This is a genomic window from Glutamicibacter sp. 2E12 (assembly GCF_050030965.1).
Lineage (GTDB): Bacteria > Actinomycetota > Actinomycetes > Actinomycetales > Micrococcaceae > Glutamicibacter.
On record NZ_CP188297.1, the window covers coordinates 2,659,965 to 2,681,040 of the forward strand.

The 21,076-nt window shown below is 59.6% G+C and carries 22 protein-coding genes; 16 read left to right on the forward strand and 6 right to left on the reverse strand.

Features of this window, described 5'->3' with window-relative positions:
- Positions 1-57: 57 nt before the first annotated feature.
- Positions 58-714, reverse strand: a complete 657-nt coding sequence (locus tag ACP3TE_RS12415; protein WP_105656966.1) for a GNAT family N-acetyltransferase — start codon at positions 712-714, stop codon at positions 58-60.
- A 165-nt stretch (positions 715-879) separates the two neighbouring features.
- Here ACP3TE_RS12415 and ACP3TE_RS12420 point away from each other — a divergent pair, with 165 nt between their 5' ends.
- A complete protein-coding gene (locus ACP3TE_RS12420; protein ID WP_105656965.1) occupies positions 880-1,779 on the forward strand; it encodes a rhodanese-related sulfurtransferase in 900 nt (299 codons plus the stop codon).
- A 54-nt stretch (positions 1,780-1,833) separates the two neighbouring features.
- On the opposite strand, the gene ACP3TE_RS12425 is transcribed toward ACP3TE_RS12420, so the two are convergent.
- The gene (locus tag ACP3TE_RS12425; RefSeq protein ID WP_105656964.1) at positions 1,834-2,412 is read right to left on the reverse strand and encodes a GNAT family N-acetyltransferase; all 579 of its coding nucleotides are present in this window, start codon (positions 2,410-2,412) and stop codon (positions 1,834-1,836) included.
- A gap of 73 nt (positions 2,413-2,485) precedes the next feature.
- Between ACP3TE_RS12425 and ACP3TE_RS12430 the strand changes: the two genes are divergently transcribed.
- From ACP3TE_RS12430 to proC, 6 genes are all read left to right on the forward strand, one after another.
- Positions 2,486-4,075, forward strand: coding sequence for a DUF7059 domain-containing protein (locus ACP3TE_RS12430; RefSeq protein WP_388063441.1), 1,590 nt, complete (start codon positions 2,486-2,488; stop codon positions 4,073-4,075).
- 23 nt (positions 4,076-4,098) lie between these two features.
- Complete coding sequence (locus tag ACP3TE_RS12435; protein ID WP_105657083.1) at positions 4,099-4,749, forward strand: ArsR/SmtB family transcription factor; 651 nt, start codon at positions 4,099-4,101, stop codon at positions 4,747-4,749.
- A 149-nt stretch (positions 4,750-4,898) separates the two neighbouring features.
- A complete protein-coding gene (gene topA / locus ACP3TE_RS12440) occupies positions 4,899-7,688 on the forward strand; it encodes a type I DNA topoisomerase (RefSeq protein ID WP_105656962.1) in 2,790 nt (929 codons plus the stop codon).
- A gap of 32 nt (positions 7,689-7,720) precedes the next feature.
- Positions 7,721-8,740 carry a Ppx/GppA phosphatase family protein gene (locus ACP3TE_RS12445; RefSeq protein WP_105656961.1) on the forward strand — a complete coding sequence of 340 codons (1,020 nt, stop codon included), beginning with the start codon at positions 7,721-7,723 and terminating at the stop codon, positions 8,738-8,740.
- Positions 8,741-8,794: 54 nt separating this feature from the next.
- On the forward strand, positions 8,795-9,619 hold the full coding sequence (locus tag ACP3TE_RS12450; RefSeq protein WP_105656960.1) for a sugar phosphate isomerase/epimerase family protein: 825 nt from the start codon (positions 8,795-8,797) through the stop codon (positions 9,617-9,619).
- Positions 9,620-9,623: 4 nt separating this feature from the next.
- A complete protein-coding gene (gene proC, locus ACP3TE_RS12455) occupies positions 9,624-10,466 on the forward strand; it encodes a pyrroline-5-carboxylate reductase (protein WP_426733754.1) in 843 nt (280 codons plus the stop codon).
- A gap of 75 nt (positions 10,467-10,541) precedes the next feature.
- On the opposite strand, the gene ACP3TE_RS12460 is transcribed toward proC, so the two are convergent.
- A complete protein-coding gene (locus tag ACP3TE_RS12460) occupies positions 10,542-11,180 on the reverse strand; it encodes a potassium channel family protein (RefSeq protein ID WP_105657082.1) in 639 nt (212 codons plus the stop codon).
- 25 nt (positions 11,181-11,205) lie between these two features.
- Positions 11,206-12,639 (reverse strand): TrkH family potassium uptake protein, encoded by a 1,434-nt coding sequence (locus ACP3TE_RS12465; RefSeq protein ID WP_105656958.1) that lies wholly within the window; start codon positions 12,637-12,639, stop codon positions 11,206-11,208.
- A gap of 205 nt (positions 12,640-12,844) precedes the next feature.
- Here ACP3TE_RS12465 and ACP3TE_RS12470 point away from each other — a divergent pair, with 205 nt between their 5' ends.
- The 5 genes from ACP3TE_RS12470 to ACP3TE_RS12490 all read left to right on the forward strand — a co-directional run bounded on the left by ACP3TE_RS12470 (position 12,845) and on the right by ACP3TE_RS12490 (position 16,806).
- Entirely contained in the window at positions 12,845-14,014 is a 1,170-nt protein-coding gene (locus tag ACP3TE_RS12470; protein WP_181148815.1) for an acetoin utilization protein AcuC, read from the forward strand.
- 95 nt (positions 14,015-14,109) lie between these two features.
- The gene (locus tag ACP3TE_RS12475) at positions 14,110-14,553 is read left to right on the forward strand and encodes an ArsR/SmtB family transcription factor (protein ID WP_353615988.1); all 444 of its coding nucleotides are present in this window, start codon (positions 14,110-14,112) and stop codon (positions 14,551-14,553) included.
- 190 nt (positions 14,554-14,743) lie between these two features.
- Complete coding sequence (gene gdhA, locus ACP3TE_RS12480; protein WP_105656957.1) at positions 14,744-16,087, forward strand: NADP-specific glutamate dehydrogenase; 1,344 nt, start codon at positions 14,744-14,746, stop codon at positions 16,085-16,087.
- 256 nt (positions 16,088-16,343) lie between these two features.
- Entirely contained in the window at positions 16,344-16,568 is a 225-nt protein-coding gene (locus tag ACP3TE_RS12485; RefSeq protein WP_013349804.1) for a helix-turn-helix domain-containing protein, read from the forward strand.
- Positions 16,569-16,707: 139 nt separating this feature from the next.
- Complete coding sequence (locus tag ACP3TE_RS12490; protein ID WP_005504750.1) at positions 16,708-16,806, forward strand: 30S ribosomal protein bS22; 99 nt, start codon at positions 16,708-16,710, stop codon at positions 16,804-16,806.
- Positions 16,807-16,908: 102 nt separating this feature from the next.
- Here ACP3TE_RS12490 and ACP3TE_RS12495 read toward each other — a convergent pair whose 3' ends face one another.
- Positions 16,909-17,715, reverse strand: a complete 807-nt coding sequence (locus tag ACP3TE_RS12495) for an HAD family hydrolase (protein ID WP_105656956.1) — start codon at positions 17,713-17,715, stop codon at positions 16,909-16,911.
- Positions 17,716-17,777: 62 nt separating this feature from the next.
- Between ACP3TE_RS12495 and ACP3TE_RS12500 the strand changes: the two genes are divergently transcribed.
- Both ACP3TE_RS12500 and ACP3TE_RS12505 read left to right on the forward strand, forming a co-directional pair.
- Positions 17,778-18,023, forward strand: a complete 246-nt coding sequence (locus ACP3TE_RS12500) for a glutaredoxin family protein (protein ID WP_332485935.1) — start codon at positions 17,778-17,780, stop codon at positions 18,021-18,023.
- 27 nt (positions 18,024-18,050) lie between these two features.
- Positions 18,051-18,725 carry a redox-sensing transcriptional repressor Rex gene (locus ACP3TE_RS12505; protein WP_286134124.1) on the forward strand — a complete coding sequence of 225 codons (675 nt, stop codon included), beginning with the start codon at positions 18,051-18,053 and terminating at the stop codon, positions 18,723-18,725.
- Between the two features lie 106 nt (positions 18,726-18,831).
- Here the strand turns inward: ACP3TE_RS12505 and ACP3TE_RS12510 are convergent, their stop codons facing one another.
- Positions 18,832-19,608, reverse strand: a complete 777-nt coding sequence (locus ACP3TE_RS12510; RefSeq protein WP_105656954.1) for a DUF3824 domain-containing protein — start codon at positions 19,606-19,608, stop codon at positions 18,832-18,834.
- Positions 19,609-19,782: 174 nt separating this feature from the next.
- On the opposite strand from ACP3TE_RS12510, the gene ACP3TE_RS12515 reads away from it, so the two are divergent.
- Together ACP3TE_RS12515 and ACP3TE_RS12520 are read left to right on the forward strand one after the other, a co-directional pair.
- Positions 19,783-20,445: a histidine phosphatase family protein gene (locus ACP3TE_RS12515; RefSeq protein ID WP_105656953.1), complete on the forward strand. Its 663-nt coding sequence runs from the start codon at positions 19,783-19,785 to the stop codon at positions 20,443-20,445.
- Positions 20,446-20,481: 36 nt separating this feature from the next.
- The gene (locus ACP3TE_RS12520) at positions 20,482-21,075 is read left to right on the forward strand and encodes a TlpA family protein disulfide reductase (RefSeq protein ID WP_426733758.1); all 594 of its coding nucleotides are present in this window, start codon (positions 20,482-20,484) and stop codon (positions 21,073-21,075) included.
- Position 21,076: the final 1 nt, after the last annotated feature.

Here is a 21,076-nt window from a genome sequence, read left to right on the forward strand (position 1 = left end):
ATCGCCGTGCTTGACGCGGAAGCGTCAAGCACGGCGATAAGAGTAATCTTGGAGGCCCTAGGCCTTGAACATGACAACCTTGCCCAGCGAAGTCCAGCCCAGCGAAGCGTAAAGCTGCTGGCCATCGACCGAAGCGATCAACAGGCCTTCATCAACATCGTGTTCTTGAGCCAGCGAAGCCAGCGCACGCATGATCAGGGTACCTAGGCCCTTGCGGCGGAAATCGGCGCCGGTGATGATGCGGTCGAAGATTGCGTATCCGCCAACTGCTGAGACATGGCCGGATGCCGCAACGACTTCCTGGTTGTCCTCGGGATGCAGCGAAACGTAGGCATGAGTGCCATCGCGTTCAATCTGGAAGACGAACCCGTCTGCAGGCAGTGGGACCTCGACGTCGTGCACGGCTAGTTCGGTGACCATCAGTGCTTCGTCATCGGCAGTGACCTGCAGGCCTACTTCAGCCGCAATGGCAACCAGATTCTCGGCGGAGTCGTCGAAAGCCGTCAGCCGACGGTTCGGGTGCTTCGTCAGGGTCTCGGCTACTGCTGCGAGTTCCTCTTTGGAGGGACCATAGATGACGTATTCCCAGTCTTCAGTGGTGTCGTGGCGCAGCGCAGCGTGGACCCGTCCTTCGTTGCGGGTTTCATAACCACGAGCCCCAGCCCAGCCTGCTACCCAGGTGCCAATCAGTTCATCGCTTGCGTTTGATGCCATAATTTGACCCTACCTTGTCTTTCCTAGGAATTAGCTGACATTGAACTAATCGTTGCCTACTTGGAACTATTGCACTGGCCGAGAGCTCGATATTTTCGGGAAAGATCAATGTGACATTGCTCTTTTCCTCGGCGTTTCGCGGCCAAAAGCTACTAACATTGTAGGGTGGCCATTCATCGTATTGTTCTGTATTACGCTTTTACTCCGCTCCCAGACCCGGAGGCAATCCGCCTTTGGCAGCGCTCGCTGCTGGAGCGCTGGGGCTTGCGCGGACGCATCATCATCTCCAAAGACGGCATCAACGGCACCGTTGGTGGCGAGATCTCCGCAGTCAAGGCCTACGTCAAGGCCACGCGAGAACTGCCAGCTTTCAAGAAGATGGATATCAAGTGGTCGGAAGGTTCGGCAGAAGACTTCCCGCGTATCTCCGTCAAGGTTCGCGACGAGATCGTGACCTTCGGCGCTCCTGGCGAACTGGAAGTTGACGAGAACGGTGTTGTCGGTGGTGGCACCCACTTGCGCCCCGAAGAACTTCACGAGCTGGTTGACAACAAGAAGAAGACCGGCGAGAAGGTCCATTTCTTCGATGGCCGCAACGCATTCGAAGCGCAGATCGGCAAGTTCAAGGACGCGATTGTCCCCGAAGTGGACACCACCCGCGATTTCGTTGCCGAGCTGGATTCGGGCAAGTACGACCACCTGAAGGACCAGCCGGTGGTCACCTACTGCACCGGCGGCATTCGCTGCGAAGTGCTTTCGGCTTTGATGGTCAAACGCGGATTCCAAGAGGTGTACCAGATGCAGGGCGGCATCGTCCGCTATGGCGAGAAGTACGGGGATGAAGGCCTATGGGAAGGCTCTCTCTACGTTTTCGATAAGCGCATGCATACCGAATTCTCCGAAGACGCTGTCACCATCGGTGAATGCGTGGGCTGCCAAGGTCCAACCAACAAGTTCGAGAACTGTTCGGACCCGGCCTGCCGCAACCTGCGCCTGTTCTGCGAGGACTGCGCAAAGGACGAAGCACTGCGCCGCTGCCCAGACTGCAGCACCGTAGACGCCTAACTTCAGCTTTCACCAACCGCGGCCTGGACTTTCCATAAGTCCAGGCCGCGTTTTCTATGCGGTCACCTTCGGCCACATTCCGCGCGACGCATCCTTGACGTCGACCTGTTCCACCTCGGTCCGGTAGATTCTCAGCCCTCGCGCCTGGTAGTTCGGTAGCGCCGCCGGTCCGTCCAGTGAGCAGGTATGCAGCCATACCCGGCTGACCTCAGGCAGCTGCGGCCATCGTGAACCCAGGGCCCAGGCCTGTTGCAGTGCTTCGCTGAGCAGCACCCCGCCAAGGCCGCGGCCGGTAGCTTCGGGAAATAAGCCGAAGTAGAAGATCTCGACCTCGCTGCCGGCGTCCGCGACTTCCGTGACGAGCTCCACGTACCCCTGGGGAGCACCGTGCTGGTAGAGCACCCAGGTTTCTGAGCCCGGGCGTCGGAGCACTTCGTCCCACTGGTCTCGGGTCGAACCCAGGCGGTCAGACCAGTTCAATTCGCTGCCCACGCTCTGATACAGAAACCGCGAAAATTCCGGGGTGATCTCCTTGGCCAGCTCGATCCGGGCGTCCTCGGGCAAGGACTTGGCCGAGCGAATGACATCAGCGGAGTCGAGTTGCTGGAGATAGGTCACCGTTACTTGGGTCATGCCCACATCATAGGTCGCCGTAGTTTGCCTGGCCTAGCTATCACCCGTTGAGTTACTCGGTAGACTTGGAGGTGTGAATGCTGCTGAATTTTCTTCCATTGATGACGCTCCCCAGAGCTACAATCAACTGCTCATCGACTCGCTAGCCAAAGACCTCACTGATGTCGGGTACAACTATGAAAATGTTGCGGGGCTGCTTGGTGAGGAAGCTGCGGCAGCATTTGCCCGCGACCAGCTCCACCCTGCCTTGCGAAACCTGGATCGTAGCAGGCCAGATAGCTCGCTTGCCTGTGTGGTTCGCCTCTTCCAAATGGGCCAGACCCAGGAAGACGCGGCCATCAATGCCGCCTTCCCGACATTGAAGACCGACGGATTGCTCAAGCTGGGCCTGATCGAGTCCTGGGCTACCGGTTACCGGGCCAAGATTGCCCTGGCGCTGCATTCCTCCGATGCTGACGGTGAATTGTGGGTGGCCCACGACCTGGGTGCCCACCAGCGTCCCGGCGTGTTGCGCACCGACCATGTGCTGGGCATTGGCCAGGCGTCCCTGACCCTGGCGCAGATCACGATCCGCGAAAAGGTCGAGCGCGCACTGGACTTGGGTACCGGCTGCGGCATCCAGCTGTTCCATCTGCTATCGCACGCGGAGCATGTTACGGCCACAGACCTGTCGGCCCGAGCCCTGGGCTTCACCCGCTTCAACCTGATGCTCAACTACCAGGCCCTGGAGCTGGATCCGGATAACCTCGAATCGCGGGTCACCCTGCTCCAGGGAAGCCTGTTCGATCCGGTGGCTGGATCCACTTTCAACCTGATCGCCAGCAACCCGCCGTTCGTGATTACCCCGCGAAGCAGCAACGAGCGCGCCAAGGACCGGTTCACCTACCGTGATGGCGGGATGGCCGGCGATACGCTGGTGAGCACCTTGATCGAGCAGGCTCCTGGCTTCCTGGCGCCGGGTGGCTGCATGCAAATGCTGTCAAACTGGGAGATTCCTCGCCTAGATGATGAATCCAACCAGCCGTGGGATGCCCGCGTGCGCCAGTGGTTCGGCGACCAGCTGGACGTATGGGTGATCGAGCGCGAGCAAACAACGCCAAGCGGCTACGCCGAGACATGGCTGCGCGACGCTTCCCAGACCGAGGACAGCACTTCATACATCTCCGCCTACAACGCATACCTCGATGACTTCGAGTCCCGCGGCGTGGGTGCCATCGGCTTCGGTCTGGTGTACTTCCGCCGTCCAGCCGCAGGCCATCCGGTACTGCAGCGCTACGAGCAGATCTCGCACCAGGTGGAACAGCCGCTGGCCCCGACCCTGCAGCGGGACATTGCCATGTCCGACCAGCTGGCCGCCGCCAATGAAGGGTTCAAGGATTGGCACCTGCTGGTGGCCGAGGATGTTACTGAGGAGCGCCATCAGCGTCCGGGGGCGGAGCACCCCGGCGTGATCTTGCTGCGGCAGGGGGCAGGGCTGCGCCGTACTGAATTGCTTGATACCGCGCAGGCAGGATTTGTTTCCGCCTGCGATGGTGATTTGTCGGTATCGCAACTAGTCAACGCGTTGGATTCCTTGATTGGAGAAGGGCAAGAAGACTTCGCGGACCTGCTTTATGAAGCAGTGAAGCGACTCTTGCGACATGGCCTGCTTCAGAAAATGTGAAACAAGCGCTAAAGTTTTTCCCTATGACACGGAACACAATTGAGGAACAAGGTGGGGCCGCCTCGCGCGATGAGGCGGAAATCCCACAAGTTGTCTCGATCACTGACCCTCAGGCGATTCGAGCGTTGGCCCATGACGCTCGACTGATCGTCTTGGATGAGCTCTTTGCTTCGCAGACCACCCGCACCGCTACAGAACTTGCATCCTTGTGTGCGCTGACACCTAGCGCCATGAGCTATCACCTCCGGGCCCTGGAGAAGTACGGGTACGTGATTCGTGCTGCCAGCGAAGGAGACGCACGCGAGCGGCGGTGGCGAGCGGCTGGTGAACGGCTAGAGCTGAACACGCAGATCGACTCGGCGAACGCCAAAACTGCGTACTTGAACGTGCAATTGAACGCATTCCGCACCCGGCTCAATGCTGAAGTCCAGCGGCGCGAGGCAGAAGCGAAGACCGGAATCGCTCCGGACCCGGATCGTCCGCCGATGCTGACTAGCGGTTTGGTCTTCCTCTCGGAAGCCAAGCAACGCGAGTTCAACCGCAGAATGCTGGATCTGGTCTACGAATACGAGGCACAGGCAACAGCCGAGGAACGCAGTATTGATTCGCGGCGTATGTTCTACTTAATCTCATTGCTTCCCGAATACCAGAGCATGGGGGAGGCATCATCATAAGTATGCCCGGCTCAGGGAGCGCAGATTCTTCGGTGTAAGATCATCGGGAAATGTGCTTATAGAGTAGGCATGAAGAACGAAGCTGCGATGGCGGATCGATCAGGGCCCGGAAATGGGTGTCCTAGGTCCGTGTTGTCTAAAGGAGTGCTGTGCCCCCCAAGGCCAAGGAAAAGACTGGTAAGAAACTCGTAATCGTGGAGTCTCCTGCCAAGGTGAAGTCGATCGCCAAATATTTGGGTGAAGGCTTTGACGTGGATGCCTCAGTGGGCCATATCCGCGACCTTCCGCAGCCCTCAGAACTGCCAACCGAGCTGAAAAAGACCTCAGTAGGCAAGTTCGCTGTCGATCTGGACAACGACTTTGAGCCTTACTACATGGTCTACCCGGACAAGAAGAAGCGCGTTTCCGAACTGAAGGCGAAGCTCAAAGAAGCTGACGAACTTTACCTCGCAACCGATGCGGACCGCGAAGGCGAAGCCATCGCGTGGCACCTGCTGCAGGTCCTGAAGCCAAAGGTTCCGGTACGCCGCCTGGCATTTACCGAAATCACCAAGGAAGGCATCGCCCGCGCACTGGAAAACATGCGCGAGCTCGATACCGACCTCGTCGACGCCCAGGAAACCCGCCGTGTCCTGGACCGCCTCTATGGTTACGAAATTTCACCGGTGCTCTGGCGCAAGGTGGCTCGCGGGCTGTCCGCAGGCCGCGTGCAGTCCGTGGCAACCCGTTTGGTCGTCGAGCGCGAACGCGAACGCATGGCCTTCATCCCCGCCGGATACTGGGATGTGAAGGGCAACTTCGCCACCAGTGAAGGCGAAGGCTTCGCAGCGAAGCTCTCGGCAGTGGACGGCGCCCGTGTCGCCTCCGGCCGTGACTTCGATGACCGCGGCCAGCTGAAGACCACCCGCAATAAGCTGGCCCACCTGGATCAGGAGTCGGCCCAGTCGCTGGTGGCGAACCTGTCGGACACCGGCTTTGCGGTGACCTCCGTCGAGGACAAGCCGTACACCCGTCGTCCGGCCGCCCCTTTCACCACCTCCACGCTGCAGCAGGAAGCATCCCGCAAGCTGCGCTGGAGCTCCAAGATCACCATGCAGATCGCTCAGCGGCTGTATGAAAACGGCTACATCACCTATATGCGTACCGATTCGGTCTTCCTCTCGGGCGAGGCAGTGAATGCCGCGCGCAAGCAGGCAACCGAACTGTATGGCGCGGATTCCGTTCCAGCCAAGCCGCGCGTCTACAAGGCGAAGAACGATGCCGCGCAGGAAGCCCACGAGGCAATCCGCCCGGCCGGTGACATGTTCCGCCGCCCGAAGGACGTGCGTTCCTCGTTGTCCAAGGACGAGTACGCATTGTACGAGCTGATCTGGAAGCGCACCGTCGCCTCGCAGATGGCCGATGCCAAGGGCTTCACCGCCACCATCAAGCTGCAGGGCACCGCCAGCGATCAGCGCGTGGCCGAGTTCTCGGCCTCCGGCACCGTAATCACCTTCCGCGGTTTCCTTTCCGCCTATGAGGAGGGCAAGGACGAACAGGCCCTGGAAGCCGCGGCAGAGAATGCCGAAGCCCGCCTGCCGCAGCTGGCTGTGGGCCAGCAGCTGGCCGGCGATGAGCTGACCGCTCTAGGCCACGAAACCTCCCCGCCGGCTCGTTACACCGAAGCTTCGATCGTGGCCGAGCTGGAAAAGCGCGAGATCGGCCGCCCGTCGACCTACGCGCCAACCATCTCCACGATCATGGACCGCGGCTATGTCACCAAGCGAGGCGGCGCCCTGGTGCCGAGCTGGATCGCCTTCTCGGTGATCCGCTTGCTCGAAGAGCACTTCGCGAAGTACGTGGACTACGATTTCACCGCCCGCCTGGAAGATGATCTCGATGAGATCGCCAAGGGCCATCGTGCCCGCACCGACTGGCTGAACCTGTTCTACTTCGGCAAGGGCGCGGAGACCGAATCCGAAGGCTTGAAGCATGTGGTCGATAACCTCGGCGACATCGACGCCCGTGCGATCAACTCGATCAAGGTCACCGACGACATCACCTTGCGTGTGGGCAAGTTCGGCCCGTACCTGGAACGTGCCATCCCGGAAGGCGCCGAGGAAGGCACCGAGCCGCAGCGCGCCAACGTGCCTGAGGATCTGGCCCCGGATGAGCTGACTGCCGAAAAGGCAGAGGAGCTCTTTGCCAACTCGCAGGTCTCCGAAATGCACTTGGGCATTGATCCGGAAACCGGTCGCCAGATCGTAGCCAAGGATGGCCGCTACGGCGCCTACGTCACCGAGATCATCCCGGAGCCAACCGAAGAGGAATTGGCGGCCCAGCCGGTCGAGTACTACAAGAATGGCAAGCCGAAGCCGCCGAAGAAGCCAACCAAGGTCAAGCCGCGCACCGCGTCGCTGTTCAAGTCCATGACTGTCGAATCAGTGACCTTGGAAGATGCCCTGAAGCTGATGAGCCTGCCTCGTGTACTGGGTGCTGACGCTGACGGCGAAGAGATCACCGTGCAGAACGGCCGCTTCGGTCCGTACCTGAAGAAGGGCAGCGATTCGCGCTCGATCGAGAGCGAAGAGCAGATCTTCACGATCACCTTGGACGAAGCGCTGGCGATCTACGCGCAGCCGAAGCAGCGTGGCCGTCGTGCCGCGGTACCGCCATTGGCCGAGTTCGGAGTGGACCCGACCAGCGAGAAGAACATCGTGGTCAAGGATGGCCGCTTCGGTCCATACATCACCGACGGCGTCACCAACATCACCGTTCCGCGCACTACCTCCCTGGAGGAACTGACACGCGAGCAGGCTATCGAGCTGCTGGCCGACAAACGTGCCCGCGGACCGGTGAAGCGCACGGCAAAGAAGGCGCCGGCCAAGAAGCCAGCAGCCAAGAAGACCCCGGCGAAGAAGGCTACGGCCAAGAAGACGACCGCGAAAAAGACTGACTAGTCTTTCTTGCCAGGCCTAACGAGGAGCGCACCATGAGACTCGGTGTATTGGATATCGGTTCGAATACCGTTCACCTGTTGCTCGTCGATGCATATCCGGGAGCCCGCCCGGTTCCCTATGCCTCGCACAAGCGACCCTTGTCCTTGGTGCGCTACCTCAATGAGTATGGCGCCATAACTGAAGAGGGCCAGCGCGAGCTGATCTCCTTCATCAAGGAAGCCGCCAAGTTCGCCGAAAACCACCAGGTTGAGGACTTCATGGCTTTCTGCACTTCAGCGATACGCGAATCCTCCAACGGTGCTGCCGTCCTGGAACGCGTCGAAGTCGAGACGGGCGTGAGCTTGATGGAACTGACCGGCGAAGAAGAAGCCGGCATGACCTTCTACTCCGTACGCCGTTGGTTTGGCTGGTCTTCGGAATCCATCCTGAACCTGGATATGGGCGGAGGCTCGCTGGAGCTGGCCTTGGGCGTTGACGAGTTCCCGCAAACAGCCTTCTCCGTGCCCCTGGGCGCCGGCCGTCTGACCCGCGAATGGCTTCCTAACGACCTGCCGTCCATTAAGGAAGTCAAGGAACTGCGTACGTACGTGCGCGACGTTCTCACGGACCCGACTACCGAGCTGCGCCAGTATGGCAAGCCCACCTTGGCCACCGCTACTTCCAAGACTTTCCGCTCGCTGGCTCGCATCACCGGAGCCGCGCCGAGCACGGAAGGCCCCTATGTTAAGCGCGTGCTCAATCGTGACGCATTGAAATTGTGGACCAACCGATTGACCGCGATGAGCTGGGCTGAACGGGCAGAACTGCCCGGTGTCTCGGAGATTCGCGCCCCGCAACTGCTTGCCGGGGCGATTGTCGCTCACGAAGCGATGAATGCCTTGAAACTGAAATCTGTGCGGATTTGCCCTTGGGCGATTCGTGAAGGCTTGATGCTGCGACGTTTTGATCACGTGATGTTTGACTCTGCGACACCGCTCAGTAGTAGCGTTGGAGTTGGGGAAGTAGCTCTGGATAACGAGAAGTACAAATTTCTCGCCAAACCCAGCAGCTAACCTTCTTGGCTAAGCGGTGCCCGCACAGTGGACACGGTAACAGGAGGCAAGAGCATGGAAGACCAGAAGAGCACAATGAAGGTGCCAGTCACCCTCTCTAGCGCGTCAGTTTATCCGCTGACCGTCCATGACGCCTTCGCGATGGCCAAGGACGTGGGATACGACGGGCTGGAAGTGCTGATTACCGGCAACGCAGCCAGCCAATCTGCGACCGCGCTCAAAGCCTTGATGGACAAGTACCAACTGCCGATCATGGCCATCCACGCACCGACACTGCTGCTCACCCAGCAGGTGTGGGGCTCTGCTTGGGCCAAGATCGAACGTTCGGTCATCCTGGCCCAAGCGGTCGGCGCAAATGTGGTTGTCGCCCATCCGCCATTCAGGTGGCAGGGCGCCTACGCCGAAGAATTCGCCGAAGGCGTGCAGCGATTGGTTGAGACCACGGGGATGAAAATCGCCGTGGAAAACATGTACCCATGGCGTGCCCGGGGCCGTGAAGCGAAAATGTACCTTCCGCACTGGAACCCAGTCCCGCAGCACTACCAGCATGTGACCTGGGATTTCTCCCATGCGGCGATTGCCAATATGGATTCGCGCCAAGCCGTCGAGGACCTGGGCCAGCGACTGGCGCACGTTCATCTGTGCGATGGTTTGGATAACGGCAAAGACGAGCACCTTGTGCCAGGCCTGGGCACCCAACCGGTGGCCGAAACGCTGCAATATCTGCGTGATGCCAATTGGAGCGGAACCGTAGCGGTCGAGGTCTCCACACGCAAAGCTCGCAACACCGGGCAAAAAGAAGAATGGCTGGGAAAGACCCTAGAATTTGCCCGCCAGCACTTAACAGTCGGCAGCGACCCCAAGCCAATGACACAATAGCCATATGAGTGAAGCAACAAAGAATCTGTCCCTGTCCTTCCTCGGCGCCGGCTCCATGAACGGCGCCATCCTGCGTGGCATCATCGCCTCGGGCCATGACCCGCAGCTCATCACCGCTACCGTGCGAAGCGATAACCGCGTAGCGGAACTGCGCGAATTGGGCATCAACGTCTTGGTCAGCGAGGAAGATCCCGAAGCCAACCGCCGGGCTGCCGCCAGCGCAGACATTATCTTCCTGGGCGTGAAGCCGGTAGGCATCACCGAACTGTGCGAGGAGATTTCCGGATCGCTGGACGCGCAGAAGGTCGTTGTTTCCGTAGCCGCCGCTATCACCCTGAGCAGCATGCAGTCTCATCTGCCAGCTGGCCAGCCGGTCATCCGTTCCATGCCGAACACCCCTTTGATGGTCGGTGCCGGCGTGGTGGGAATCAGCCCGGCGGCAAGCGTGAGCGACGAGCAGACCAAGTTGGTCACCGATCTGCTCTCCGGATCCGGCGACGTGCACGTCATCGACGAAGAGCAGCAAAATGCGCTCTCGGCAATTTCCGGGTCCGGTCCGGCCTATGCTTTCTACCTGGCTGAGGCCATGGCCAATGCCGGTGTGGCCATGGGCTTGGATGAAGAGCTTTCAATCGCGCTGGCACGTGCCACTGTGGCCGGTGCCGGCAAGATGCTCTCGAACCCTGACGCGGATCCCGCGACCCTGCGCAAGGCAGTAACCAGCCCGAAGGGCACCACCGAGCAGGCTATCGCCACCTTCGATGAGCAGGGAATTCCAAAGATTATTGCTGCGGGCACGCAAGCGGCAGCCGCCCGTGCAGCGCAGCTGAGTGAAGAGCTCGGCTAGGAACGAGCATTCAATACGGCGGTGGCCGGCAACCAATTGGTTGCCGGCCACCGCCGTATTCCCGATCCTCGTGCCCTACGGGCGTGCTGCGAAACGCTCGAGCAGGTCCACGTGCCCCGAGACGATCAGGACATCTCGGCGAGTCACCATGGTATCCGGCATGGCGTAGGTGAAATCCTCGCCCGGGGACTTCACACCAACGATCGTCACCCCGTACTTGGAGCGGACTTGGGACTGGGCCAAGGTGAAGCCCTGGGTCTCCTTCGGAGGGTACATCTTCACGATGGCGAAGCCGTCATCGAATTCAATGAAGTCGAGCATGCGGCCACCGACCAGGTGCGCGGCACGCACACCGGCATCGGCTTCCGGGTAGATGACGTGGTTGGCACCAATGCGGGTAAGAATCTTGCCATGGGAGGGCGTAATGGCCTTGACCCACAGATGCTCAATGCCCAGATCCACCAGGTTCACGGTGATCAGCACGGATGATTCGATGGAGGTACCCACGCCCACGACGGCCGAGGAGAATTCCTGGGCGCCGAGCTGGCGCAGGGCGTCAATATTGGTCGCGTCGGCCGCGACCACGTGGGTCAAGGTGCTGGCCCACTGCTGAACGAGCTCCGGGCTGCGCTCAATGGCCAGCACTTCGCGCCCCTGCTTGACCAGCGTTTCAGCGACAGATGCACCGAAGCGGCCCAGGCCGATAACCAGCACCGGGGCATTGTGGTCTATGTTCTTGTCAGCCAATGAGCGGCCTTTCTTCTGGGAGTCTGAACAGCGTATTGCGGTGGCGCATGGTCAACGCGCTGGCGAGCGTAATACTGCCGATGCGTCCGGCAAACATCAACGCGCTGAGCACATACTTGCCGGCCGGAGGCACTTCTTGCGAAACCCCGCTACTCAGGCCCACGGTAGCAAAGGCCGAGATCGACTCGAACAGGGCTCGCGAGAAGCCCACCGATTCGTCGATGGTCACGAGTGCGCCGGTAGCGACCATCACCAGCGAAGCACCCATGGCGACCACGGAGATGGCCACGCGCATGGTGCCTTGCGGAATCTGCCGGCCAAAGGCCTTCGCGTCAGTATCGCCACGGACCTCGGCCAAGATCGCCAAGAACATCACGGCAATGGTGGTGACCTTGATGCCGCCAGCAGTAGAAGCTGAACCGCCACCGGCGAACATCAATGCGTCGGTCAACAAGATGGTCACCTGGTGGATGTCGTTCTGATCCACCAGGTTGAAGCCGCCAGAACGGGTCATGGTGGAGGCGAAGAAGCCATGAATGAGCTTGTCGCTGATGGATAAGCCACCGATGGTCTTGGGATTGGCCCATTCGAAAATCAGCCACAGGAAGGATCCGGCAAAGAGCAGGATGGTGGTGGTGAGCATGGTCAGCTTGGTGTGCAGGTTCCACTTCTTCATATTGAACTTGTGCGCCAGCAGCACCATGATCACCGGGAAACCCAAGGAACCGGTGAACACGCCGGCCATCAATGGGCCCAGGATCCACAGGTCGGTTTCGTAGGGAACCAATCCGTCGGAGTGCGGGGTGAAGCCTGCATTGTTGAAAGCCGAGACGGCATAGAAGATTCCATGCCAGATGGCGGACAGGACGCTTTCACCCAGAATGTAGAAGCGCGGGATCAGAAAGAGCGCGATGACCGCCTGCAGGCTGATCGCTGTGAGGATCACGATGCGCAGCAATGAGCTTACTTCACCCAGCGCTGAGGCTCCAGAACTGTTCATCGAATTCTGCGCCATCAGCTTGGCTCGCACGCCCAGCTTGCGGGATACCGCCAGGGACATGATGGAGGCCAGGGTCAAAATGCCCAGGCCGCCCATGAACGTTGCGACCAGCATGATCAGCTGACCGGCGAATGACCAGTGCACAGCGGTGGAGACGGTCGTTAGGCCAGTAACGCAAACTGCCGACACAGCGGTGAATAATGCGTCATGCAGCGCGGTGGCTTCCCCTGTGGCCGAGGAAAACGGCGCCGCGAGCAGGGAGGTGAACAACGTGATAGCCAGCAAGAAGGCGCCAAGAGTCAAGCGCGCGGGGGAGCGCACGGTGAAGTCCGCAACTGCGATGCGAACGGTCAGCCATTTCTTGCGTCGCTGTTCGCGCATTTCAGCTGCCCGGGCGCTGGGGCCCGATGCACTGGCTGTGCTCATTTATTACTCGCCGTTTCCTGGGGAACAGTTCTTTGCCATGAGGATTTGAAGTCCTTCTAGTAATTTACGCGTTTCCACCGCTAAACGCTTGTGTTGCCCGGCTAAAGACCCGACAAGCCGCGCAAACTGCCATGAATTCATGAGTTGGGTCACTATCGGGTAGCCTGAAATCGTGTTAGATCCGCAGCATGCCCCACGGCCCACCATGGTGATGTGGGATGAAGAGTATCTGAAGTACAAATTCAGCGACTGGCATCCCATGCACCCTTCACGGCTAGAACTGACCTATCGACTCAGCGATGAGCTGGATATCTTCGATGCGCCGAACGTCACGATACAGGCTCCGGATATTGCCGACGATGCGGTCATCGGCTCCGTCCATGACCAGAGCTATATCGATCAGGTGCGGCGGGTGAGCCAGGATCCAACACTCGTTGCCGAAGAATTCGGCTTGGGCACCGAAGACGACCCGGTATTCGCCGGGATGCATGAAGCCGCCGGGCGCATTGTTGGCGGTTCGGTAGCAGCGGCCCAAGCCATCATGGACCAAGAGGTGGTCCGTGCGGTGAACTTCGCCGGCGGCATGCACCACGCCGCGAAAAGCAAGGCCAGCGGTTTCTGCATCTACAATGACGCTGCTGCCGCGATCCATCGCATGCTGGAACAGGGTGCCCAACGCGTGGTCTACATCGATGTGGACGCGCATCACGGGGATGGCACCGAGTCGATCTTCTGGGATGACGAACGCGTGCTGACCATTTCCATCCATGAATCCGGGCTGTCACTGTTCCCCGGTACGGGATTCGCCAATGAAATTGGCGGCAAGAACGCCGAAGGCAGCGCAGTAAATGTTGCTCTGCCGGCAATGACCGGGGACTCCGGGTGGATGCGTGCCTTCCATGCGATCGTTCCGCAGCTGGTACGCGCCTTCAAGCCCGAAATCATCGTCTCCCAGCACGGTTGCGATGCGCACCGTGATGATGACATGACCAACTTGAAGCTGTCTGTTGATGCGCAACGCCAGGCGGCCCTGGACATATCCCAGTTGGCAGATGAGCTGTGCGAAGGCCGGTGGCTGGCTACCGGAGGCGGGGGATACAACGTCACCGCCGTCGTGCCGCGTACCTGGACCCATCTGACGGCGATTGTTGCCGGCAAGCCGGTGCCGTTGCGTACCTATGTTCCCGAGACCTTCCGCCGCTACGTTCTGGAAAGGTACGGCCGTGCCATGCCTTACCTCATGGGCGATGACGCCCAGCTGTGGTGGCGCAATTGGGAAGTCGGCTATGATCCGGCCGATCCGGTAGACCGAACCATCATTGCTACACGCAAGGAGATATTCCCGCTTTTCGGGCTCGATCCATGGTTCGACTAGCCTCGCATGGCTGCGGCCAACGGAGACAGAGGCGAGACCTCACAGCATTTTAGGCATGGAAATCGATTGCCAACCGTTCATATGCCGTTAGGGTTATGTGTGTGGCAATTGATGAAGTGTTTTCGGCGTTGGCTGAACCAACCCGACGAAAGATAATAGAAGCGCTCAAGAACGAGCCGAAAGCAGTGGGCACTCTGGTCACTGAACTGGAGATCTCGCAGCCGACTGTTTCCAAGCACTTGAAGGTGCTGCGCGAAGCTGAACTCGTGAGCATGGCCGCTGCCGGGCAGCGGCGCATCTACAGCATTGATACCTCAGCGCTGGAAGATCTCGTGCGCTGGTGCGCCGATTTGGTACCTGCCCAACCGGAGGGCCAGGAGCTGGCAACCACGCAGGCCGAAGCCGAGGGGCAGCTGGCAGCGGTATCGAATCCAACGGCTCAGCAGATCGGGCGGCGCGTTGGCCAAGGCCTGGAACAAGTTACTGGACGTGCGCAAGAGTTTTTCGAGAAACTTCCGCGGTTCGGGCGTCGGCGCTAGCTCTTGTCCAGTCTTCGGCGCTGCAACCGTGCAATATGGTCAATCTTTTAAGTTACGCGCGCAATCCTGTTTTATAACATGAAAATTTTGTTCAGAATGCCCAGCATGGCATTCTCGTGTGCGGGGCAGTGACGCCGGCAATGAGGCCCCTTGTGCGCCTGTGCCTGCCCCAAGTGATGAGGAGAAAAACTTGGATAAGCACTTAGCGACGATTCGCGACGAAGTCTTCCGCCGCAATCCCGGCGAAGCAGAATTCCACCAGGCCGTCACGGAAGTATTCGACAGCCTTGAAGCTGTATCGGTCAAGCATCCTGAATACGCCGAAGCCGCAATCCTGCAGCGTTTGTGCGAACCTGAACGCCAGATCATCTTCCGAGTGCCATGGGTTGACGACGAAGGCCGCGTGCAGATCAACCGCGGCTTCCGCGTTGAATTCAACTCGGCTCTGGGCCCATACAAGGGCGGTCTGCGTTTCCACCCATCGGTTTACCTTGGCATCGTCAAGTTCCTGGGCTTCGAACAGATCTTCAAGAACTCCCTGACCGGCATGCCCATCGGCGGCGGCAAGGGCGGCTCGGACTTCGACCCGCGCGGCAAGTCCGATGGCGAAGTCATGCGCTTCTGCCAGTCCTTCATGACTGAGCTCTACCGCCACATTGGCGAATACACCGACGTGCCAGCCGGCGATATCGGCGTTGGCGGCCGCGAAATCGGTTACCTCTTCGGCCAGTACAAGCGCATCACCAACCGCTACGAGTCCGGTGTGCTGACGGGCAAGGGCTTGAGCTGGGGCGGTTCCCTGGTTCGCCCGGAAGCCACCGGCTACGGCGCAGTGATCTTCACTGAAGAAATGCTCAAGACCCGCGGCCAGACTTTCGATGGCCAGCGCGTGGTCGTTTCCGGTTCGGGCAACGTGGCAATCCACGCCATCGAGAAGGCGCAGGCACTGGGAGCGAAGGTCGTTACGGCTTCCGACTCGGCCGGCTTCATCGTTGACGAGGGCGGCATCGACCTGGATCTGCTGCGTCAGATCAAGGAAGTTGAGCGCGGCCGCATCTCCGAGTATGCCGAACGCCGTGGCACCAAGAAGGTGAAGTACGTTGCCGGTGGCAGCGTCTGGGACGTTGCAGGCACCGTGGCGCTGCCCTGCGCAACCCAGAACGAATTGGGCGCTGAGGCCGCAAAGAAGATGGTTGCTGCTGGCACCATCGCAGTGGCCGAAGGCGCCAACATGCCTACTACCGCTGAAGCGACCTCGATCTTCCAGGATGCAGGGGTGCTCTTCGGCCCGGGCAAGGCAGCCAACGCTGGTGGTGTTGCTACCTCCGCTCTGGAGATGCAGCAGAACGCCAGCCGCGATGCATGGAGCTTCGAGCACACCGAGCGTCGCCTGACTGAGATCATGGTCGGCATCCACACCAGCTGTGCTGCTACTGCAGACGAGTACGGCATGCCGGGGAACTACGTCGCCGGCGCCAACATCGCGGGCTTCGTGAAGGTCGCAGACGCAATGCTCGCACAGGGCGTCATCTAATAATCTGCAGCGCTGCAATCCGCGTGAATTCATTGGGGACCCGGTGAAATCACGCGGATTGTCTCGTTCAGGCATCAAAAAATGTGATTCAGATGGTCACGTGTGTGTTTCGTGATGCAAAAGTTACAAAAGTGCGATTAGACTAGTACAAAGCGAACGTGAACCTGAACCGCCGATGTTGATCCAAAGTCGTGTAAGTTCATCTTCGCTAAATTAACGCGACGAATAAGAGATCAGCGTCAGGAGAATATCCCGCATGACGGATAAACAGAATTTTGCCGGAGCCCGTTTCATGACTGTGGCCGAAGTGGCCGACATGATGCGCGTTTCCAAAATGACCGTTTATCGGCTGATCCACGCCGGTGATTTGCCTGCTGTTCAGTTCGGTCGCTCCTATCGCGTTCCGGAAAACGCCGTGGAATCATATCTGAATGCCGCGGCCATTGATCCGCAGCACGGTACCGGTTCTTACGGTCGATAGTCCGCGCGATGGTCAGAGCATGACCGAAAAGCGGGTAATCTGTTAAGGAACGTTTAACGTCCGGTCAACCTTGTCCTTGGGCTCGCGCGCAAGCAGGCATTTGGGGTTGACGCATTTATTTAGTTTGTGAGGAACCACTATGGGCTCTGTTATCAAGAAGCGCCGCAAGCGTATGTCGAAGAAGAAGCACCGCAAATTGCTTCGTAAGACCCGCCACCAGCGTCGTAATAAGAAGTAAATCTACTTCTGAGCATTTGCCGCTTGGCAATCATCGCCACCGCTTCACAGTGAAACTGTTGAACGGTGGCGATTGCTTTATCCAAAGCCGCCCAGCGCCGGCCTAAGAGCCGGAACGGCGCAGAATGGACCGTCGCGCCGCCCAGAGCGCACCAAGCACTCCAGCGGCCTTCAGGCCTAGTTTGGCAGCTCGCTGGCCGGTGCGGAAATCGTAGACCTGCCAGCCGCGGCGCTTGGCGTAGGCGCGAAGCCGCGCATCGGGATTGATGCATACGGGGTGTCCCACAGCTTCAAGCAAGGGAACATCATTGTAGGAATCCGAGTATGCCCATGATTTCGACAGCGAGATGCCGCGAGCCTTCGCCAGGGTGCGCACCGCTTGCGCTTTTTCCGCAGCGTGCAGGATCGGGCTGGCCAGCGCTCCGGTGTAGAAACCGTCTTCGCTGGCCACTACAGTGCCCAATGCACCGGTAAGTTCGAGACGTTGCGAGATGACATTCGCCACTTCCAGGGGAGTGGCAGTGACTAGCCAGACTTCACGGCCCACCGTCCGATGCTGGCGAGCAATGGCTACCGTACCGGTCCATAGCTTGGGTTCGATGTATTCGTCATAGATCTCGTTGCCGATCTTCTCGATCTCGGACACCGGGATCCCTCGGACCATCATCAACGCACGGTCGCGAATCTGGTGAATGTCCCCTAGGTGCTCACCGCGCGCGGCGAAGCGCAACTGCTTGAGCGCGAACCAGAGGATTTCGCGGAATTGGAAGAAGCGGCGCTCATGCAGTTTCCGGGCCAGCAGATACAGCGATGCACCGCGCACAAGGGTGTTATCTACATCGAAGAAAGCGGCGACCGTGTCCGGAGCCAGGGCGGAATTCGGGCTGGGGTGATGATCGATGGAAGACATTTGATCCAGTTTATTTCATTGCCAAGTTTAAGGGCGGTTACGGCTCGTGAGATTATAGGCAGGTGAGTACTTTGAATCAGATCCAGCTGTTGGTTCGAGAAGGCTGCCACCTGTGCCAGGCCGCACGCGCAACCGTGGCCGAGGTGACTGGCCGGTTGAATATGGAGTTTTCCGAACTGGATATTGACCAGCACCCTGAATTGCTGGCCAAGCACCACGAGGAAGTGCCGGTTCTGCTGATCAACGGAGAAGTCCGCGACTTCTGGCACATCGACGCACAGCGTCTGGAACGACTACTGAGCAGCTAGCCGCTGCCGAATAAATGAAAATGCGTTGTGCTCTTCAAGAGCACCGAAAAGTGCGGGAGAACGAAGATGTCAGAGCTTGAAGCCCGGGTCCTGCCTGAGGCCACGCTGGCTCGACTGACCCAGTACTTGCGCGCGCTGAACGCCTTGGAAGCCCAGGGCCTGGAACGCACCAGTTCCGGGGTGCTGGCCAAGGAAGCTGGAGTGAACCCCTCCATCCTGCGCAAAGACCTTTCCTGGTTGGGTTCCTACGGAACCCGCGGGGTGGGCTACGTGGTCCGCGAACTGGCAGAACATATCAGCCGCACCCTCGGCCTGAACCAGGACTGGCGTGTGGCCATCCTCGGCGCCGGTAACCTGGGGCGCGCGCTCAGCGGATATGCAGGCTTCAGGACTCGTGGCTTCAACGTCAAGGCGATCCTGGATATCGACCCCGCACTGGTCGGCAGCCCGGTCGGCGAGCTGCACGTGGAAGCGATCGCGGACTTGGCCGCAGTGGTTGAACGCGAAGAAATCAACATCGCTGTTCTGGCAATTCCGGGCGATGCTGCGCAGGACCTGGTCTACGAACTGGCCGCGCTTTCGGTCCGCTCGGTGCTCTCGTTCGCACCGATGCCGCTTCGCGTACCCGCGGGCATGAACCTGCGGCGCGTTGATCTTTCCACTGAATTGCAGATCCTGGCATACCTCGCCGTTCAAGGCTGAAGCCGCGCAGACGAGAAAAGGCGTAGCCGCGTCATCCCTTGGGTGGATGGAGCGGCTACGCCTTTATTGTCCCTGCAGGGCCTCGCGAAGAGGCTCGGCCATGCGTTTAGCGGAAGCCGGCCAGGCGAGCCTGGCGGCGCTGCGCAATGTATTGCGAAGAAGGGCGCAACCAGGCGAAGACCACGCCTGCAATGCCCAACAAGATGCCCACAACGTAGACAGCGTTGATAATTCCGGCTTGAGTGTCAGCGAACATGCTGATCATTGGAACGATAGTCACCAGATTCAGCAGTGAAAGCGCACCGAGGATCGTGGCGATAATTCGCATGGCGCCCACGCCGCGGCCAACGAAGAAGCCCACCAGGAAATACAGGGCCAAGGTGATGATCATGGAGATAATCACGAAGGTCGACATCATGGAATTGACCTGGGCCATGAAGGCCTCAGGGCTTGCCATCATCTGTTCAACCAGTGGATCCTGCTCCATGCCCGGGGTGCTCTGCATCTGGTTCTGGAACTCTTCTTGCACCAGCGACCACTGCTGGCCAATCATGTTGGCCATCATGTTGGAGTTGGTCATCAGCCAGCTGGCGAGGGCACTGAAGATGCCCGCGAGCATGATCAAGCCAAAGGCGATAGCCAAGGTCCGTGGCCGCTCGGTCGGCGGCTGCACGCCGGCGTAACCGCCCTGCTGGGCATACTGGTCGTAGCCCGGTGCCTGCGGTTGCCCGTAAGGATTCGGATTCTGGCCGTACGGGTTCTGGCCATACGGCGAGGGCTGCTGGCCGTAGGGGTTTTCGCCGTACGGGTTCTGCGATGAACCCTGGCCGGAAGGGCCCGGGTTGTAGGGCTGGCCCGGCTGGTTAGGATCGTTGTCGCTCATGATGCGTCCTTCTGGGTCGAACTGTCTTATTAACTAAGCGTAGTGGCAGTCGATTGTGAGCAACCCCTCCGAAAGGATGGTTTTTCCATATGGGATTCCAATGCGTGTCCTGTGAATAGTTGACGGTGGCCACAATATGGCTAATTTGCACCGAATATTTGAGACACTGGAGGCATGCCTTTATCGACCGTCCATTTGTTGCGCCACGGGGAAGTTTTCAACCCTGACCGTATGCTCTACGGCAGGATCCCCGGCTTCGGGCTCTCGGAACTCGGATTCCAGATGGCCGATGGGGCAGGAGAATATTTTGCCAAGCGCCAAGCAGAAGGCGGCAACGTAGTGCGCCTGGTGGCCTCACCGCTCCTGCGAGCCCAGCAGACAGCCGCGCCGACCTCCAATGCTCTGGATCTGCAGGTCCACACCGACGAGCGGGTTATCGAAGCCGGCAACAAGCTGGAAGGGCTGTCCAAGGTTGCGGAGCACCTGCGTCAGCCGAAGTACTGGCCGCTGCTGGTCAACCCGCTGAAGCCTTCATGGGGCGAACCATATGCCCAGCAGGTTGCTCGCATGCGCCTGGCCATGGATGAGCACCGCAAGGCCGCCCTCGCCGAGCACGGTGAAGGAGCGGAAGTCATTATCGTCAGCCACCAGTTGCCGATCTGGGTTACGCGCCGCGCCGCCGAGAAGAAGCCGCTTTGGCACGATCCGCGCCAGCGCGAGTGCACCCTGGCTTCCATCACCAGCTTTGATTTTGAGGGAGACGAATTGGTCTCCGTGCGTTACACCGAGCCGTGCCCCGAGCTGCTTGCCGGCGCGGCGAATATCCCTGGAGCCTAAAGCAAAATGACAGATCCTGTGCCTAATCCTCGCCACTTGAGCCGCCGCACCATGTTGCGTTCGCTCATGGTTGCCGCCGCCGTGGTGCCCTTGGCTGCCTGCAGCGGCAAGGAAGATGCGCTGACCGCGCAAGCAAACAGCGGCGACGGCAAGAACTACATCGCTGGCGACGGCGCCGTGGAAGAGTACGAAGTTTCCAAGCGCAGCGAACCGGTTGCCCTCAAGGCCACCACCTACCATGGCACCGATATCGACTTCACGCAGTGGCAGGGCAAGCCCGTAGTCATGAACTTCTGGTATGCCGCCTGCGCTCCGTGCCGCATCGAGGCACCGGATCTGAAGGGAATCGCTGAAGGCTTCGGCGAGAAAGTCGAATTCATTGGCGTCAACGTACGCGATGAAGCCGAAGCGGCGAAGGCCTTCGAGCGCACTTTCGAGATTCCCTATGAGTCGGTACAGGATACCTCCGGGGACATCCAGCTGGCGATGACCAAGTACGTCCCGTTGCAAGCGGTTCCATCCACCTTGGTGCTGGACCGCCAGGGCCGTGTCCGTGCCCGCGTGATCGGTGCCGTAGAGCCTGGCACCCTGAAGTCATTGATCGACTCCGCTCTGACCGAAGAGTTGTGAG